Here is an 18,161-nt window from a genome sequence, read left to right on the forward strand (position 1 = left end):
CCGTTTGCATTAAATTTGGTTTTTTGTAATTTCTTTTGATTTTGTAATTTCTTGATCTTGGAATAGTACAAAAATGATTTTACCCGCTTTACCTCTGACACGTGAAAATCCCCCGCCTCTGTAGAAAACAGAAGCGAGGGATCTCGATTTTAAGTGTATTCAATCGAATCGTGTTTCGATTCAACTCGTGATTAAAGGCAGTGTAACGGTCACTCTCGTTCCTTCCCCAACCTTACTCATAATGGTGACCCCATAAGGTGAACCATATAATAACTCAATACGGTCATGGACATTGCGAATACCAATACCACTGAATAGTTGACGATTGTTCTTTGGATTGGGCAACGTTTCTCCCATGACAAGTCCTTCAATTCCATCCCCATTGTCCATAATCTCACAGATGAGTGATTCTCCCGCTCTGGAAACCATGACATGAATCGTACCCGTTTCTTTCTTGATGAATCCATGGAAAAATGCATTCTCAATAAACGGCTGGATCACCAGTTTGGGTACATGATAGTGTGTACAATCCGGAGCCACGTAGAAAGCTGCTTTAATCCGGCCACCATATCTGACGTGATTAATGAAGACATAATTTTTCAAATTCTCGACTTCTTGTTCCACGGTAACAGTCTGACTCACATCACTGATCGTATTTTGCAACAATCCAATTAATGCATTAATCGTCTCCGCAGCCCTGTCTTTGTTGCCTTGTTGCACCAGAACTTTGACAGATGCAAGTGTATTGTACAAGAAGTGAGGATTAATCTGACTCTGTAATGCCGCAAGCTCTGCGTTCCGTTGTTCATGCTGTGTCTGTACTAACTGATCCACATAATCATGCAGTTCATCAAGCATGTAATTGTAAGCATGACCAAGCTGCCTGCTCTCGTAGCTTCCGCTCACCGGAATGTAGTTGTCCAGATCACTTTTTGTAATGTTGGACATCTGCTTCACAAGTCTGCGTAATGACTTGGTAATCTGGCTGGTGATGAGAAACACAAGGATGAGTGCCCCCACAACGATAGCTGCACAGATCAGGGCAACCGTCTTCATGTCGATAAGTTGACCCATCGCCAGATCCTTATCCACTACATTGACAATATAAAACCGATAGAACGGTAAATACTCGGATAACACAACGCTATCCTGATCCATCACACGAGCATTAATACTTCTCGGAGAGTTGTTGTTCATATCCCGGGCATACGATAGCAAATCCAGCTGAGTTGTTCCGATCCAGTCTTCACGATTCGATGATACAATCTCACCTTTTTCATTCATAATGACCACATCATTGCCACGACTTGTAAAGCTGCTGTAAAATTGCCGGAATATGTCTTCTCTCATCGTGACATAGAGCGTACCGTATATCCGGCTGCGTGTTCGGTCCGTCAACGCTTTCGTCGCAGAGATCATCTGCTGACTCCCAAGCGTTGCCTCGTTTTGGTAAACATCAAAGATAAGACGACTCGGCGTCTCAGCGGCTTCCATCGTAATTGGCTCCTGCTTCAATTCATCCACGGACAACTGAAGGTGAGCACGATTCGTGGAATAGCTCCGTCCATTAATCCCGATAATTGTTATCCCGACTTCGTAGGATTCTGTGATAGATTGAATTCGATCCATCGTTTCCCTCATATTATAGAAGGATTTGGCCATCGTGAGGGAATCGGCATCTCCTTCGGACAGGAATCCTCGGATCGATCCACTCTGCGTCACATTATTCGATACGGCAGCAATGGCCTCATTAAAGGATTCAAAATTTGTTTTGATCTGATTAAGCACCTTGGAGTTTGTGATACTGAACGTCTCAGTAAACAGATTGGTTGACATGTGAATGGTCGTCCATAAGATGAGTACAGAAACGAGGACAATACTGACCACCATAACCAGAAACAACTTGGGAAACAATCCGAGACGAGATAATTGGTTCATCCATTTCTTCATGATCTTATCCTTCTGACTTTATGCCCAGAATTTGCGCCGGTATCGGCTTGGTGATAATCCGGTGAATTTTTTGAATACTTTGCAAAAGTAACTATGATCGGAATAGCCTACCATACTGCTAATCTCAGAGATCGTCACATCATCGGATCGGAGCAGTTCCTCGGCTTTTTCAATCCGAATTTTATTTAAGTATTCATTAAATCCTTCTTTTTTGTGAGATGAAAAATAACTTGATAAATACGATGGATTAAAATGAAAATGTTTGGCTACTTCAGCAAGCCCGAGCGGCTGATCAAAGTGCTCATGCATGTAATCCAGCAGCATCTTCATGTTGGGATCACTTCGTTTTCCACCCGCACCAACGGTGCACTCCTGAACTTCCGTCATGAATTGATCAAGCACAGTCATGACTTCGTCCAGGCTTGAAGCCCCGTCCACATTTTTAAAATACGTATATTTGCTCTCTTCCAGCCCGGCAGACTGAACATCCATATCCGCGAGGGTAATGGTCACGTTGAAGATCAAGTTACCGAGAAATGATTTGATCTCAAACACATCGGCAATATAATCCCGTCCAAGTGTTTTTGCATGATCCTGTAAATACTCCCTTGCCGCTTCGACCCGGTTACGCTTCACATGCTGCAAAAACATATTCACATTAAACTGGTAACCTGCGGGATGCATTGGAGGCAGTTCACCATACACCAGGATTGGTCGATTCTTATAATAGAAGCGATATTCAATCAGCTTAATCAGGCGTTCCCGGTAAACAACACCCATCTGTTCAAATGAAGTAAAGCTTTCACTAAGCACCCAACCAGGACTGCCTTCTCCTGCTGCATTTTCACTGGCCAACTGTCTGATCCGTTCAAGCATCCATTCATCTCTCGCAGGATCGACATTAAGAAGCATCACAGGTAATGTACCCTCTGCGGGAACCATTGCACATTCTACTTCAGGCAGATCACTGCGGAGCTTGGATTCAATCTGTTCCTGATCCATCTTCAGTGGATTCCCTCCAGCACCCACGGGTTTATACACCAGCAAGCGAAAGGATTCATACGGAAAGGTATCTCGAATGATCGGCATTTCGCTATCTTCATCCAGTGTAAATCCGGACAGCATCTTCTCCATCAGTTGTCCAAGTCTCCAGCCATCGTGCGACGGCTCGAACTGTAGCTCCGGAATTTTACCCGCTGTGCGTTGAAGGACTTGCAATAATTCATTCGTATCCAGCTTGGGTTTCAGTATATAATCGGCTGCCCCGTGCTGAAGCGTTGAACGTACATACTCGAATTCACTGAAGCTGCTAAGTACAATAACTTCAATCTGCGGATTACTGGCTTTTAGTGTACGGACAAACGTTTCCCCATCCATGACAGGCATGACAATGTCGGTGATCACAATATCCGGTTTTAACAGGTTCACCTGCTGTAATCCTTCTTCACCGTTGGAAGCTTCACCTACAATGTTAAATCCTTCCGCTTCCCAGTTCATATGGTGCTTTATGCCCTGTCTTACCAGAAACTCATCGTCAACAATCAGCACCTTGCACAACCGGTTCATGATCGCGACCCCCTTGTCTAATCTTTCCTCTATATCTGTACAGGCTATACCAACTATTATATATCGGTTATAAACACTTTCCAGTGTTAGCGGTTACATTAATTCTAAATTAATTGTACATCTTTTTATATCCTAAAACGATCCTTAAAAGCAATGGTAACTATCTATAGTTTACACTATATTTCGACAAAATAAGAAGCCCCGACTCGCCATTTGATCATTTGGCGAATCAGGACCCCTATTTCAATCCTTTATTTCGTTAAATCACTCACTTATGGTTCAATTCCCCATTGGAGACTTCCCGCGATATAACCGGTGACTTTGGACCAGTCCGTATAGGAAGTCTGACTACCTGCAAAAGAATAATCATCCGTTTGCGTATAGTTGGTCCAATTGTTCTTGGAGATGCGCGTATGGATTTCCGTGCTTTGTCCCGCATTCAGTGTTCCAGCCGAAGCTGTGAATCCAATCTCAAGCACGTGATCAGCACCTGTCCGTACCGGATTGAGTGCACTGAACGTGCCTGTTACATTCGCACTGCCAGCAGTCGCCCAGTCAGCGAAGAAGTTCTGAGGCTGTTCACCGTTTATCGTGTAATAATATCTCATTTTCACATCAGACAGATTCAAGGCTGTAGTACCCGTATTTGTCAGTTTGAATTTGGGACTAATCGAGCTGCCCGTCGCTGAAGTGTTGCTGTTATACATCTCAATGCGTATGGTTCCAACAGGTGCAGCTGTCGTGTCTTTAATGAGCAGATTCAAGGTCGCAGGAGCGCCTGCGCTGAATTGAAAGGTTAGCGCCGCTGCGCCATTTGGCAGTGAAGCCAGGTAGTTTTCACTTAATACGACCTCATTGCCTGTCAACGTGTAATCTGTACCTGAAACCAGCGTTGCATTCCCGTTGCGAATGGATGCAAGTGTATTGCCGTTAAGTGTTAACGTGACTGGAATATTAACCTGATTGCCTGTTTTGCGATCAAATTCGGCTGTAACCGGTGTAATCGCAGAGTTGGTCACTGGTGTACCTCCGCCATTGTTACCTCCAACACGGTCAGCATACAAAATTCCGCGGCCATTCGTTCCAAGATATACTCTTCCATACAGACGCGGATCACCCGTAATAGTAGTTACACGAGCATACTGATGCTGATCATCGTTGATACGAACCCAATTGGCACCACCGTCATCAGAGCGGAAGAACCCACGTGTTTCATCGATCTGTGCAACCGTGTATAACGCAACAACGCTCTGCCCAGGGGCTGCTTTACCAAATCCGATACTGTCTGCTTCCTCTACATTGGCAAGCTTCGTGAATGTCGCTCCTGAATCCGTGGAATGCCATAATCCGTAAGGACCTTCTTCCTCACTACCACCAGCAAACCAGAGTTCGCCTTCAACACCTGGAACGGCATCCAGATCGGCATTTCCTTCCATCGGAAGTCCGGTCGCAGGTGATGCCGTGAAGGTAGCACCACCATTCACACTCACATAGATTTTACCGGCTGCAAATCCATAGAATTTGTTTGGATTGACACGATCCGAAATCACTTTTGCCTGTGCAGGTATGCCCGTACTTGCCGTCCATGAATTTCCGCCAGTCGAATAATGTACGCCTTTATCTGATGTGCTCCATACGAGTCGGTTACCATTCGCAGAGATGGCTACGGTCCCTCCTCCGGTTGTGCCGGCAGGTTCTGCATTGGCCTTATACCACGTAGTACCTCCGTCACTGGACAAACCCATGGATTTTGCATTTGGATCAGCAGTATAATCTGCTTTACCTACGCGAACCATCGTATTTGGACTTAACTCTGCAAAATCCAGACTTTCTGTGGAAGGATAGTTCGGGCTCGTAAATATGGTAGCTGGAGCCTGGTCCAGATTGTTATGACGGAATCCGGAGACATCCCCCAACCCGCTTATCAAATGTGCACCACTTGGCGGGCTGATCAGATCCAGTACCGCAATCTCCTCAACCCCCTTCGCCATCACTGAAATATTGATTTTTTCATCATCATCCCAGTCTGTCAGATTCTTCGTTCCATAGATCGTAGCACCTGTTCCATACATCATGCGATCCGAATCAAACGGATCAATCTCCAGATCACCGATCATCCAACCCAGTTTTGGGGTTGTTTCGGGCGGGGCAGGATTAGTGCCAAATGTGAGCCATGGCGCTGCCGAAATATCCTGTGTATAACGTAACTTCCGGTTCGGATATCCTTCAAATTCCCATATGCGTGTCCATGTCGCTCCGCCATCTGTACTGCGGAACAAGGTGGCATCCGGCCACCAGGAATTTAATGTCGCAACCATCAATGTACCGGGATTCTGTGCATCAACAGCCAATCCGCCATATCCAAAATAATTATCCGTACTGCTGCTTGGAACAGGGCTGATATTGGTCCAGACACCTGTCGATGTATTCAGTTTCCACACGTCACCTTTTGCCCCATCATACGGTCCAACACCATCGCTGTACGTAATATAGAGGCTTCCGTCTGAATCAAATACACCATGATGCGGAATATAACCTGTAGGTTGACCAGCAACAACTGACCAGGTCAGGCCGCCATTTGTGCTGCGATACACGCTTTGAGCTTTATCCGCAACACCCACATAGATTGTCTGGGTTGCTTGCCCTGCCGAACCTGTTGTCTTGTCAAATGTAATCCATGCCAGACCTACGATGTCACTGGTATATTCATTCGAAGGATCTTGCACATAATTTCCCGGATTCGGGAAGCTTGTGACTTCGTTCCAGGTCACACCGTAATCGGTACTTTTCCATAACCCATGACCACTTCGTGCGCCGAAATACAGAATACTGTTATCATTCGGGTCCACGGTCAGGCGTTCTCCCATTGAACGTCCCGGCATGTTGCCGCCCACTTTGAACGGAAGTGTTGTGGTCTGCCATGTATCTCCCCGGTCCGTAGAGCGCAAGATGGAGCCATTATTTTGATCCCACGAATTCGTATACGTCCCAACTGCCATATACACCCGATCGGGATCAACCGGGTCCGTAGCCAGTGCGTCCACACCATTCTTGTTCCAGTCATCCCAGCCGACAAAATCCGTTAAGGGTATCCACCTCTCGTCAGCCGCATTCCAGCGATAGGCTCCCCCGATATCCGTACGGGCATAGATCAGATCCTTTTCCGACTCGTTGAAAATAATGCCCGGTACAAACCCGCCTCCTGCACCCGTCACCACATTTTTCCACTCATAGGCTTCACTTGGTGCCGCCGCTGTTGTTCCAGCAAGTCCTCCCAGCGAGGCGGTTACTACGGCAACCGTCAGGCTCATCATTCGCAATTTCCCCATAAACGTTCTCATATCAACTTATCCTCCTCTTCTACTTCGTTACTGCATTTCGGTCTATCCCCGCTGTCTCATCGTGCTGATGATGGCGTGCCAGACGAATCAATGCATCCCTTGATACAAGAAGCCTCACCCCCTTCCAGTCACATTGTTAAGCGCTTACATGATTGTTCCTGATTCGCGGTTATCTGGATAATACTTTCAATAAATAACATTCGCTGGCAATCTAAAAACCCCTCTGTCGAAATTCCGATTTTTGTAAAATATTTTCAGTGTTTAAACTCGTTTATGCAACAAAAAAAGATGCTGTTAGAACAGCACCTTTCGACATTTTATATAAGAGTAAAAAATGGAATCGTTTCTTTCCTGGCAAACCAGGCAGAGGTTCACTAAGGTTCACTACATAATTGGCACCTGTTTATTGCTGGCTACCATAAGCGTGAGTCTCCTGCCCTTTAACGCCCGGTCTGATGACAAAAAGTGAGCCCGCATCCGGTGTCTCTTTCAGACGTTCTTCCTTAATCCCTATACGTGCTGTTGTAATGTATAACTCTTCGAGATCCGGTCCACCAAAACAGCAGGATGTTACCTGATCTGCCGGCACCTCGATCTGTTGCAACAGTTCTGATGTATGCGGGTTCCAACGAGTGACTCTTCCTCCGCCCCAGTGCGCAACCCACAGCATGCCCTCACCATCAACCGTCATCCCATCCGGAAAACCGAATTCCTCCGGTATGTGAATGATACTTGTCCGATTTTGTATCGTACCTGCCGTCAGATCAAAATCAAACCGGTCAATAGAACGTGTCGGGGTATCAATGTAATACATGGTCTGCCGATCCGGACTCCAGCCCAGACCGTTGGATGTAGACACACCTTGTACCATTGTGCGAACGGGTTGCCCTTGCTCCAAACAATACAATGATCCGGCTTTGCTCTCATTATTCATGCTCATCGTGCCTGCCCAGAAGCGGCCCTTCGCATCACATTTTCCATCATTAAAACGATTGATATCCTTATCTTGTTCAGGGTCTTCAATAGCCTGCAGCTCACCCGTAAGCAAGTGATACGTATGGAATCCACTGCGTAAAGCAACCACAACTTCGTCACCACGATAGGGAACAACAGCCCCGACATGTTCACCGACATCATAAGCCTGATCCTGCCCTGTAGCTGGATCATACACATGCACCTTGAAGCTTTCAATATCTACCCACAACAATCGATTGTTCTCCGCATCCCAGCTTGGACCTTCCCCCAGTAATGCCGGGGTTTGTACTGCTACAGTTACGTCGCTCATGCCCTCACGTCCTTATTTAGATTTGACGCCGCCTGACCATTCGAATCCGATGGCATCCAAGAATGCTTTGGACAATACCATATGGCCCGTTGCATCCGGATGTACCCGGTCATAAGTCAGCACAGACGTATAGAAATGATCCCAAAATGGAGCAAATGCAGCCTGTGTATCCACATACACCGCATCATACTCATTCGCTACCCTGCGTACCGCTTCTCCGTAGATATCCATCGTTGCCCGCATCGGGTCTTCCGGATTAGCCTCAAGATAATAAGGTGTCATTACTACCAGACCTTTCAGGTTCGGACGAACCGAAGCCACCAGTTCACGCAATGTGGATTCGTATTCTTCAAGAAACACATGTGAGTCTGTTGACAATGGGTTGTCGAACTGACGCCATACATCATTAATGCCGATCATGATCGTCAGCCAGTCCGGTTTAAGGTCTAGCACATCACGATCCCAACGCTGTTTCAGATCACGAATCGTATTTCCACCATTACCCACATTCTGGACACGCAACATCAATTCCGGATAGATGGACCGCAAGAGAGCATAGACTTGCGCTACGTAACCATGGCCCAGACCTGAACTGCCTTCGCCTACAGGATGTTCCCGACCACAATCTGTAATCGAATCCCCGATAAACAGAAGCTTGTCATTTTTCTGCAATTTCATCGTCATTTTCTCCTTCGCTCCAAGGCGCCAATATAGGAATAATTAATTAGTCAGGACCGTTAACTTGTTATCATTCAGTGATTACCAGCCTTGATTTTTAAGCCAAGTCAAGCATAGATCCGACCATACCCGAACCGCGTGGTTGTCCTCAGCCAATCCAAGACCGTGTGAACCTTTCTCAAAAACGTGCAAGTCATAGGGAATGCCATGCGCACCCAATGCAAGTGCGTAACGCAAGCTATTCTCTACAGGCACTGCCTGGTCATCACTGGTGTGCCAGATGAACGCTTCAGGAGCATCCGCTCTTACCTGCTGCTCCGCGCTGAAAGCCTTGATCTGCTCGGCAGACGCATCAGACCCAAGCAAATTCTCACGGGAACCAGCATGTCCATAGGACTCCATCGTAATGACCGGATAACAGAGAATAACTCGGTCCGGGCGTGAACTCTGGCGTTCAATGAGGTCCTCATGATCCGGTTGTCCCTCGTCATACAGCGTTCCCAGTGTTGCTGTGAGATGTCCGCCTGCGGAGAAACCAAGTACTGCAATCTTGGCAGGGTTGATGCCGTACTGCTCGGCATGCGCACGAACATAACGTATGGCACGCTGACCATCTGTTATCGGTGCAGGATGCTGGTGAGGCGCCACCCGATATTTCAGGACAAATGCACTTATACCTGCACGGTTCAACAATTCGGCTATTGGAGCACCTTCATGATCAGCCAAAAATCCATAGCCGCCCCCTGGACATACAATGACAGCGCTCTCGGAACCGGGCTGAATAAATGGAATCAAATGTGGCATTTCGTCTTCATGGCCCTGGGCTGCATAAGGTGCAGCATGATCCCATAAAGGTATAGTTGTTGTCATCTTCAATCATCCTCTCCAAGTAGAACGGAACCATGGGTCCGTTTAAACGTTTTCGAATCTCAGGAATCGATACCATCATAACGGTAATGACCCTAGCGCATCAATACCTTCCTGGCATCACTTTTTGTTCATTTGGATACATGTTAGTACAAATTACGGAACTGTTCAGGAGTCACCCCCTCAATCCTGCGAAAAGTTGCTACAAAATGGCTAGCATCTCGAAACCCTACCCTAACTGCAGTCTCCCTAATCGTCAGGGCGGTATCCCCGGTCATGATTTCCTTGGCTTTGCGAATGCGCAGCAAAATGAAATAACTGTAGGCTGTCATGCCAAAGGACTGCTTGAACAAGGTGTTCAGATGTCTGGATGAGATCCCCGTGACGTCAGCCATATGTTCGAGACCAATCTCAGGATTCGCATAATGCTGTTCCATGAATGCAATGAGTGGAGCGAGTCTCTCCACGGCATGAGAGATCGAAGACCGATTGCCGGTCATGCCATGTTTTTTGAGCAAAATCAGAAATCGGTATATATCCGCTGACGCCTCGAGTCCCGACAAATCCTGATCACTTCTGATTGAATCCAGCACTTCCTGGCCGTAATCATTGAACGGACTGCTCTGCTCCCACTGATGCAACGCTGCTTCACCCAGACTAAGTGACTCCAAGATTGCCGGACACTGGGAACCGCCAAATGTAATATAGAATGTCTCCCACTCTCCTTGGGCGCGCACATATTCATGCGGTTCATTCGGCGGAAGCAAAATACCTGATGCTTCCCCCAGTACGACCGTGGACCCGGCAAACTTGAATTCTCCGGCTCCCTTTACTGTCTGAAGCCAATGGTAACAGGGATACCCCACAGGTCTGGACACCTTCTCCTGATTGCCGTTATAACCTAGACTCTCAATATAAAGGGGCAGCGGCTGATCACGTGATGTCATGAAATATCGTTGATGTCGGGGGGAGATAAACATGGGATGCCTCCTTGGGTATAAGCTGAAATAAACTTCCGTATTCTTATATGAGTCATTACTTTTATTATATTTTAAAAGTCATATGTATCATATAGTATAGGATTATTCTTATACAAGAGGTGAACACATTGATTAGTAGCAAACTCCCCAAAATGTTCTACGGGGGCGATTACAACCCGGAACAGTGGGATCACGAAACCCACCTTGAAGACCTGCGCATGTTCCAATTGGCAGGCATTGATATTGCCACAATCAACGTATTTTCATGGGCACTGATTCAGCCTGATGAAGTTACTTACCGTTTTGAAGAACTCGACCAACTGATTAATCGTTTATATGAAAATGGTGTCTATATATGCCTTGCAACAAGCACTGCTGCCCATCCGGCTTGGATGGCAAAGAAATATCCAGACGTGCTTCGTGTAGATGCAGATGGACGCAAACGCAAATTCGGTGGGCGCCATAATTCCTGTCCCAACAGCCCGACCTATCGCAAATACGCTGAGAAGATTGCGGATAAACTGGCCGAACGATACAAGGATCACCCCGCAGTTCTCGTATGGCACATCTCCAACGAATATGGCGGTGAGTGCTACTGTGACAACTGTGAGAAAGCGTTCCGCGTGTATCTGAAAGAACGCTATCAGACTCTGGAACAGGTCAACAAAGCATGGAATACGAATTTCTGGGGGCATACCTTCTACGATTGGGACGAGATTGTATTACCGAGCAACCTGAGCGAACATTGGGGTAACAGCAATTCAACCTTCCAGGGAATCTCGCTGGACTATTCTCGCTTCAACTCCGACAGCATGCTGGATTGTTATCTGTTGGAATACGATGCGATCAAAAAACATATTCCGGACTCCGTCGTGACTACCAATCTGATGGGATTTTTCAAGCAGTTGGACTATTTCAAATGGGCAAAATATTTGGATATCGTCTCCTGGGACAGTTATCCTGGTCTCGCCACTCCTGTCAGCTTCACGGCAATGGCTCATGACCTTATGCGCGGACTGAAGGATGGTCAACCGTTCATGCTGATGGAGCAAACACCAAGTCAGCAGAACTGGCAGCCATATAACTCACTGAAACGTCCAGGTGTCATGCGTCTGTGGAGTTATCAATCTGTTGCGCACGGGGCCGATACCATCATGTTCTTCCAGCTTCGCCGCTCCATCGGTGCCTGTGAGAAGTATCATGGTGCAGTTATTGAGCATGCTGGACATGAGAATACACGTGTATTCCGCGAAGTCGCTGAGCTGGGTAAGGAATTGCAGATCCTTGGAGATACCACGCTGGATGCATCTGTTGAATCCAAAGTAGCGATTGTGTTCGACTGGGATAACTGGTGGGCCATCGAAAAATCAAGCGGACCTACGGTTGCCCTGAACTATGTGGATCAGATCCATAAATACTACGCAGCCTTCTTCCGCCGCAACATACAAGTAGATATCATCAGTGTGGATACGGATATGAGCAAATACGACATTGTCCTTGCCCCTGTTCTTTACATGGTTAAACCAGGGTTTGCCGCTAAACTGGAGAAGTATGTTGAAGCAGGTGGAACATTCCTGACGACCTTCTTCAGCGGCATTGTCAACGAGAACGATCTCGTGACCACAGGTGGATATCCGGGAGAACTTCGTAAACTGCTCGGAATCTGGGTGGAAGAGATTGATGCCCTGCTGCCTGAGCAAAAGAACCGCATTGTCCTCAAAGAAACCTACGGCGATCTTGAAGGAGAGTATGGCTGCGGCATGCTGTGTGACCTGCTGCACAGTGAAGGAGCCGAAGTCATCGCGGAGTATGGAGACGACTTTTATAAAGGCATGCCTGTTGTGACACGTAATACCTTTGGTCAAGGTGAAGCCTGGTACGTTGCATCCGACCCGGATGAGCGCTTCCTGGATGGTTTGCTGGGACAGCTTGCAGCAGCCAAGAACGTAGAATCCTTGCTTGTGACACCAGAAGGTGTTGAAGTAAGCGCACGAACCAAAGACGGCAGACCCTACCTGTTTGTCATGAACCATAACGCAACCACACAATCCTATGATCTGGGAACAACTAAGGCACATGATCTGCTCACCAATCGTGAGCTTTCGGGAAGTGTTGAGATTGAAGCCCGTGGAGTGCAATTGCTCGAAATGAAATAAGCGATTTCGCTTAATTGAAATCATTCGGAATAATATAATGTGATAGAAATTCCCGCGATACAAAGTGTCACATATTCATTCCTTTTATACTTGTTATTGTCTTCAGCGAGGATATTGGTATAGATTTCAGACCTTTATCGTCTTCTGTAAGCCAAAAGCTGCTACTTCCCGTATCCGTCTACACCGGATACGGGTTTTTGGCATGATCTGTGGTCTTTTTGATAGAAGGAAATATCAGTATGCAAAGCGAATTGGACGAGAAACACATTTTAACAACGCCTGCCGGAACATGCTTGTGAATCCTGATGCTGATCCATTATAAAATAATGAACAGTTGAAAAATTGGTGACACTCATGATGTAACTTATTCGTTGTTACAATTGAAATATAACTACGACATCACTTTCCGGCGGCGCAGATCGAAACGGAGTGGCTGACATGAACAGAACAAATCGGCTTGCTGCCATTGTAATGGCATTACAGCATGGTCACGAAACGGCACACTCATTAGGTGAGAAATTTGAGGTTTCCCGTCGCACGATTCTTCGGGATATTCAATCCCTCTCCGAGATGAATGTGCCCATTATTGCCATTTCCGGTCCTTGAGGCGGTTTCAGTCTTATGGAGGGTTACGTATTACCCCCATTACAGCTGGACCCGGTAGAAGCAGCGACGCTCTTATTCGCTCTTGAAGGTCTAAGTCGCTACGCCGACACACCCTTTCATGAGAAACGCTGGACCCTGATGAACAAAGTTAAGGCTATCATTCCGGATGATATTATGTCGCGAATTGATCCCATGCTCAAACAACTGCATCATCATATTCCAGACCGCAATTACATTCTTCCTCATCTGGACGCACTGCTGGCATGTATACCCGAACACGGGTGGCTTATTGTGCTGTATCGCTCCGCATCACGTCAGCGTTGGTTGCATATCTGTCCCACACGGGTATATGCTTCCTCTGGCTTCTGGTACTGTGAAGCATATTCCCTCGAACATGTTGAACAACGTCTGTTCCGGGTTGACCGAATTATCGAAGTCAAAGCGATCGAACCACAGGATGCACAGATGCTTAATGAACAGGCAGAGCAACAGCAGAGTAAGCCGATCCCTCCAGAACAGCCGCCAATCCTGGTTAAGGTACAACTGAGTTATCGGGGAATGATTGAAGCTGAACAGGACGAGCATATTGGTGAAAAGATGACTGAAATTGCCCCGGATCTCTGGGAATTATCATTCCTTTGTCCACCAGGGGAATGGGACTGGGCCGTACGATTCTTTTACCGATTAGGACGTGAAGCCGAAGTGATTGAACCTCTCCAACTTCGCAGTGAGATTCGTCAGCATGCCGAGGAAGTGAGCCGGAGATACCTTGCTTCAACCAAGTCGTAGCTTGACTACACACAAAAAGGAGCCTACTGATATCATGACATATGAAGCCGTTATAACGTACGAAGAAGCAGTACAGCGTATCCAGTCTATAGGGCTGCTGCCTCTGGCACCACTATTTGCCGATTATCCTTCTCTGTCATCGCTAACCCCCAAAGAACATTGGCACAAGGATGATGAATTCGATCCTTGGTTATGGCGTTCACGCCTGGCTGAAGAGGGCATTGCTGCATATGGAAAATTTGTCAAAAAGAAAGCGCTTCTTGTCTCATCTGAATATTTCCCTTGGGTACACCGACTGCTTGCCGACTCCAGAACCATCAAGGAACAGTATGAAGCGGGTCTGCTCTCCCGTGAAGCGTTCAAACTCCATGCGTTAGTTGCAGAACAAGAAGGCATCGATGGACGTGCCTTGCGATCACAAGCCGGTTTCGGGGCAAAAGAGGACAAAAAAACATTTGACCGTGGACTTCTGGACCTTCAGGGCTGTGCAGCCATTGTGATCAGTGGCACCAAAGAAAAAGAAGGGCTCGCAGAAGGCAAAGTCGCCTGGAACAGCTCCGCATACGAGACTGCTGGTCACTGGATGGAACGTCACGGCATTAAGCCATATGAAGGCAGCATAGAAGAGGCACGTGAACTATTGATTGTGCAACTACAACAACATGCTTCACCTGCAGCATTATCAAGCATCTCCAAAGCGCTTGGCATCCGTGGAATCTAAATAAAGCCAATCCCGGTTGTAGTGCAAATCTCAACCGGAATTGGCTGTGGTTCACCATATAATGTAACCCAGACGATCAACAGCCCCCATCGACAATGGATTTAGAGAATTACGCCATCCTTGAATATGGCAATCTCCCGGAATCCATGCTGCTCACTGAGTGTGTGTGACCGTCCTGAAGCAATGTCAATCAGCTGGCTGAACAGCTGCACTTTCACCTCATCCATCGTCTGCCCCTCCAACAGCTGGCCTGCGTTGAAGTCAATCCAGTGTTTTTTGCGATTCGCCAGATCGGATTGGGTCGCAATCTTGACGGTAGGTACCGGACCTCCGAAGGGAGTCCCCCGCCCTGTTGTGAAGAGCACAATATGTGCACCCGCCGCAGACAGTGCCGTTACAGATACCAGGTCATTACCCGGTGCTTCTACAATGTTCAGACCGGTTTGAGTTACACGTTTGCCATAACGTAGAACGTCGACTACGGAAGAACGTCCTCCCTTTTGCGTACATCCAAGTGACTTTTCCTCTAGCGTTGTGATGCCACCAGCCTTATTCCCAGGTGAAGGATTCTCATAGATGTTCTGGCCATGGTTCACAAAATATTGCTTGAAGCCGTTTACGAGGTCCACCAAATCGTGAAATACCTGCTCATTGGCAGCCCGGTTCATTAAGATCGTCTCCGCACCAAACATCTCCGGAACTTCCGTCAGAATAGCCGTACCCCCGGCAGCAACCAACATATCAGCAACTGCACCGACCAGCGGATTGGCTGTAATGCCGGATAAACCATCGGAACCGCCACACTTCAAACCAATTTTAAGTTTACTGAGCGGAAGCGGCTGCCGTTGTTCATGTTCAGCGATCTCCACAAGTTCTTCCATCAGTCGAAGCCCTTCCTCAAGCTCGTCATCCGTTTCCTGTGCTTTGAGAAACCGTACTTTACCGCGGTATTCCGGAGCAATACACTCACGGAATTCATCGACCTGATTGTTCTCACAGCCCAGACCGATGACGAGCACGCCTCCTGCATTCGGATGCTCCACCAAGGAGGCCAGCAACTGTTGTGTATACTTCAGATCATCACCAAGCTGTGAACACCCGAATGGATGCGGAAAGTGAAATACACCATCGACCCGGCTTCCAAACTGGGACTGCCCCATACGTGCCAAAGCTTCACACACTTTATTGATACATCCAACCGTATTCACAATCCAGATCTCATTACGAATACCTGCGTCACCATTGGGGCGCAAATATCCATCAAATGAGCGCAGATGTTCCGGAGGCATGTCCGTCTGAACCTGCGCGCCCGGCTGATACTCATATTCAAGTAATCCGTGCAGACCCGTCTTCAGGTTGTGACTATGAATCCAGCTTCCCTGCTCAATCTGCTCTTGGGCAATCCCGATGGAGAAACCATACTTCATCACATCATCACCCGGTGCCAGGGTATGCACAGCAATCTTATGCCCTTTGGGCACGTCATCCAGCAAGGTAAAAGAAACACCGTCTGGCAGGGTAATGCATTCTCCTTTCGCATAATCCCGAAGCGCTATAATGACATCATCCTGTGGTTGAATGGCAATCCAGTCATTGATTGTACTTGTTGTGTTCATTTCCCTTCACCTTCCAACAATCCGATTTCACGAACAAGTGCTGCACGCAGCCCTTCTCTTGCATCCAGATTTTCGCCCCAGATCAAGGTATCCGACAACACAGCCGCTACCCGGTCATCCAGTTGGTTCTGATTCCTGTTAAGCGTGTCATAACCGTCCCAGTGTGCAGCCAAAGCAGCTAGGACATCCGGGTCATCCCGCAGCAGAATGTCCTCTCCATTCAGTCTTTGTGCCTTGTAACCTTCTGGCGTATTTACCGGACGATAGAGACACAATAATCCAGCAAACCCTTGAATTAAACGTTCTGGCCAATTTCCCTGATTTTGCTCGTAAGACAATAGTGTTGGCAGCACACGCACCTTGAATTTTCCGATCGTATTCAAAGCAATATCTTGCAATTTGTGATCAATATATGGGTTAAGGAACCGTTCGAACACTTCTTCTGCATACTGGTCCAGCTGATGATCGGGCATATCCAGAGCAGGCACGATCTCCTGATGCACAGCTTCCCTGATCCATGAGCCAAAATACGGATCTTCCATCGTTTCTCTCACATGCTGCTTACCTTGCAGAATGCCGAGGGATGACATTAAGGTATGTGACCCATTCAAAATACGAACTTTGCGTACCTGAAAAGGCTTCAGATCTTTCACCCAATGTACATTGAGACCTGCCTGCTTGAGAGGAAGTTTTTTGTCCAATGATTCATCACCCTGAATGGCCCAGAAATGATATGGCTCTGCCGTATTAATCAACTGGTCCTCATACCCCCAGCGATTCGTCAGGGAATCGGCTTCCTCCTGGGTCGGCGCACCTGTTACGATTCGATCTACCAGATTGTTCAAGAAGTGATTATGGTTCTCGATCCATGAGCGGAAGCCTTCCGAATACCCATAATCCTCACTATGACGGAGAACACAACTGCGAAGCACGTCACCATTGCCTTCAAGCAGCTCACATGGCAGATGAATCAAACCTCTGGATGGATCACCATCAAATTTCAAATATCGCTGATGCAGGAAAACCGTTAATTTCCCCGGAAATGATTGGACGGGTTCACCCTCGATATAGTCCGCATACGTATATTTCAATCCTGATTCGGTTGTATTGGAAATAACGAACTCAAGTGAAGGCAGTTCCGCCAAGTTCAGAAAGGCATCCCATTCCTCATACGGATTGATACACTGTGAGAAAATGGAGATCAACTCTGTCCGCTCAACCGGCTTCCCTTGAGACAGCCCTCGTGTAATCATCGTATATAATCCATCCTGATCACGAATCTGCTCCAGCTTGGCTTTGCCTCCCGGTCGTGGTTGGGTAACAGCTACACTTCCATGGAATTTGCCTTGTCTGGCACTCTCATGAAGCATCCAGTCTGCAAATCCCCGCAAGAAATTACCTTCTCCAATCTGCAAAACCTTCACGGGACGCTCCATAATCTCCTTGCACTTGCGCTGACCATCGCTCCCCAGTAAATTCAGCTTCAACCTTGGCCGTTTCGTGCTTGCCGACATGGACACTCACCTCATCGATTATTTGTACTGTCGGAATGCAGCTCGAAGGCTCTGCACCCTTTTATTGTAAACGCTTTAAATTCATTGTATCA

Annotated in this window: 13 protein-coding genes; 4 read left to right on the forward strand and 9 right to left on the reverse strand. The window is 47.3% G+C overall.

Annotation, left to right across the window (positions count from 1 at the left end):
* Positions 1 to 180: 180 nt before the first annotated feature.
* The 7 genes from J2Z28_RS06815 to J2Z28_RS06845 form a co-directional block, all read right to left on the reverse strand.
* Positions 181 to 1,950: a cache domain-containing sensor histidine kinase gene (locus J2Z28_RS06815; RefSeq protein ID WP_211081683.1), complete on the reverse strand. Its 1,770-nt coding sequence runs from the start codon at positions 1,948 to 1,950 to the stop codon at positions 181 to 183.
* Between the two features lie 18 nt (positions 1,951 to 1,968).
* Positions 1,969 to 3,516, reverse strand: a complete 1,548-nt coding sequence (locus J2Z28_RS06820) for a response regulator transcription factor (protein ID WP_211081684.1) — start codon at positions 3,514 to 3,516, stop codon at positions 1,969 to 1,971.
* A 272-nt stretch (positions 3,517 to 3,788) separates the two neighbouring features.
* Positions 3,789 to 6,857, reverse strand: a complete 3,069-nt coding sequence (locus J2Z28_RS06825) for a X2-like carbohydrate binding domain-containing protein (RefSeq protein ID WP_211081685.1) — start codon at positions 6,855 to 6,857, stop codon at positions 3,789 to 3,791.
* Positions 6,858 to 7,260: 403 nt separating this feature from the next.
* Positions 7,261 to 8,142, reverse strand: coding sequence for an SMP-30/gluconolactonase/LRE family protein (locus J2Z28_RS06830; RefSeq protein WP_211081686.1), 882 nt, complete (start codon positions 8,140 to 8,142; stop codon positions 7,261 to 7,263).
* Positions 8,143 to 8,154: 12 nt separating this feature from the next.
* A complete protein-coding gene (locus J2Z28_RS06835; RefSeq protein WP_211081687.1) occupies positions 8,155 to 8,820 on the reverse strand; it encodes an SGNH/GDSL hydrolase family protein in 666 nt (221 codons plus the stop codon).
* An 81-nt stretch (positions 8,821 to 8,901) separates the two neighbouring features.
* Entirely contained in the window at positions 8,902 to 9,690 is a 789-nt protein-coding gene (locus J2Z28_RS06840; protein ID WP_076208944.1) for an alpha/beta hydrolase, read from the reverse strand.
* Positions 9,691 to 9,833: 143 nt separating this feature from the next.
* Positions 9,834 to 10,667, reverse strand: coding sequence for an AraC family transcriptional regulator (locus J2Z28_RS06845; protein ID WP_101313423.1), 834 nt, complete (start codon positions 10,665 to 10,667; stop codon positions 9,834 to 9,836).
* A 128-nt stretch (positions 10,668 to 10,795) separates the two neighbouring features.
* On the opposite strand from J2Z28_RS06845, the gene J2Z28_RS06850 reads away from it, so the two are divergent.
* From J2Z28_RS06850 to J2Z28_RS06860, 4 genes are all read left to right on the forward strand, one after another.
* Positions 10,796 to 12,823, forward strand: coding sequence for a beta-galactosidase (locus J2Z28_RS06850; RefSeq protein ID WP_211081688.1), 2,028 nt, complete (start codon positions 10,796 to 10,798; stop codon positions 12,821 to 12,823).
* Between the two features lie 438 nt (positions 12,824 to 13,261).
* The gene (locus J2Z28_RS31095) at positions 13,262 to 13,429 is read left to right on the forward strand and encodes an HTH domain-containing protein (RefSeq protein ID WP_244988145.1); all 168 of its coding nucleotides are present in this window, start codon (positions 13,262 to 13,264) and stop codon (positions 13,427 to 13,429) included.
* 15 nt (positions 13,430 to 13,444) lie between these two features.
* Positions 13,445 to 14,218, forward strand: coding sequence for a helix-turn-helix transcriptional regulator (locus tag J2Z28_RS06855; protein WP_244988146.1), 774 nt, complete (start codon positions 13,445 to 13,447; stop codon positions 14,216 to 14,218).
* A 34-nt stretch (positions 14,219 to 14,252) separates the two neighbouring features.
* The gene (locus tag J2Z28_RS06860) at positions 14,253 to 14,939 is read left to right on the forward strand and encodes an AlkZ-related protein (RefSeq protein WP_036670284.1); all 687 of its coding nucleotides are present in this window, start codon (positions 14,253 to 14,255) and stop codon (positions 14,937 to 14,939) included.
* A 101-nt stretch (positions 14,940 to 15,040) separates the two neighbouring features.
* On the opposite strand, the gene J2Z28_RS06865 is transcribed toward J2Z28_RS06860, so the two are convergent.
* Both J2Z28_RS06865 and J2Z28_RS06870 read right to left on the reverse strand, forming a co-directional pair.
* The gene (locus J2Z28_RS06865; RefSeq protein WP_179086417.1) at positions 15,041 to 16,555 is read right to left on the reverse strand and encodes a UxaA family hydrolase; all 1,515 of its coding nucleotides are present in this window, start codon (positions 16,553 to 16,555) and stop codon (positions 15,041 to 15,043) included.
* Positions 16,552 to 18,069 (reverse strand): tagaturonate reductase, encoded by a 1,518-nt coding sequence (locus J2Z28_RS06870; RefSeq protein ID WP_211081689.1) that lies wholly within the window; start codon positions 18,067 to 18,069, stop codon positions 16,552 to 16,554. The genes J2Z28_RS06865 and J2Z28_RS06870 overlap by 4 nt, the downstream gene beginning before the upstream one ends.
* Positions 18,070 to 18,161 lie beyond the last annotated feature (92 nt).

The organism is Paenibacillus xylanexedens (assembly GCF_017874615.1).
Classification (GTDB): domain Bacteria; phylum Bacillota; class Bacilli; order Paenibacillales; family Paenibacillaceae; genus Paenibacillus; species Paenibacillus xylanexedens.

Coding starts and splice junctions, on each gene's coding strand:
- J2Z28_RS06815 (WP_211081683.1), bottom strand. CDS start 1,950: ATGAAGAAATGGATGAACCAATTATCTCGTCTCGGATTGTTTCCCAAG.
- J2Z28_RS06820 (WP_211081684.1), bottom strand. CDS start 3,516: ATGAACCGGTTGTGCAAGGTGCTGATTGTTGACGATGAGTTTCTGGTA.
- J2Z28_RS06825 (WP_211081685.1), bottom strand. CDS start 6,857: ATGAGAACGTTTATGGGGAAATTGCGAATGATGAGCCTGACGGTTGCC.
- J2Z28_RS06830 (WP_211081686.1), bottom strand. CDS start 8,142: ATGAGCGACGTAACTGTAGCAGTACAAACCCCGGCATTACTGGGGGAA.
- J2Z28_RS06835 (WP_211081687.1), bottom strand. CDS start 8,820: ATGAAATTGCAGAAAAATGACAAGCTTCTGTTTATCGGGGATTCGATT.
- J2Z28_RS06840 (WP_076208944.1), bottom strand. CDS start 9,690: ATGACAACAACTATACCTTTATGGGATCATGCTGCACCTTATGCAGCC.
- J2Z28_RS06845 (WP_101313423.1), bottom strand. CDS start 10,667: ATGTTTATCTCCCCCCGACATCAACGATATTTCATGACATCACGTGAT.
- J2Z28_RS31095 (WP_244988145.1), top strand. CDS start 13,262: ATGAACAGAACAAATCGGCTTGCTGCCATTGTAATGGCATTACAGCAT.
- J2Z28_RS06855 (WP_244988146.1), top strand. CDS start 13,445: ATGGAGGGTTACGTATTACCCCCATTACAGCTGGACCCGGTAGAAGCA.
- J2Z28_RS06860 (WP_036670284.1), top strand. CDS start 14,253: ATGACATATGAAGCCGTTATAACGTACGAAGAAGCAGTACAGCGTATC.
- J2Z28_RS06865 (WP_179086417.1), bottom strand. CDS start 16,555: ATGAACACAACAAGTACAATCAATGACTGGATTGCCATTCAACCACAG.
- J2Z28_RS06870 (WP_211081689.1), bottom strand. CDS start 18,069: ATGTCGGCAAGCACGAAACGGCCAAGGTTGAAGCTGAATTTACTGGGG.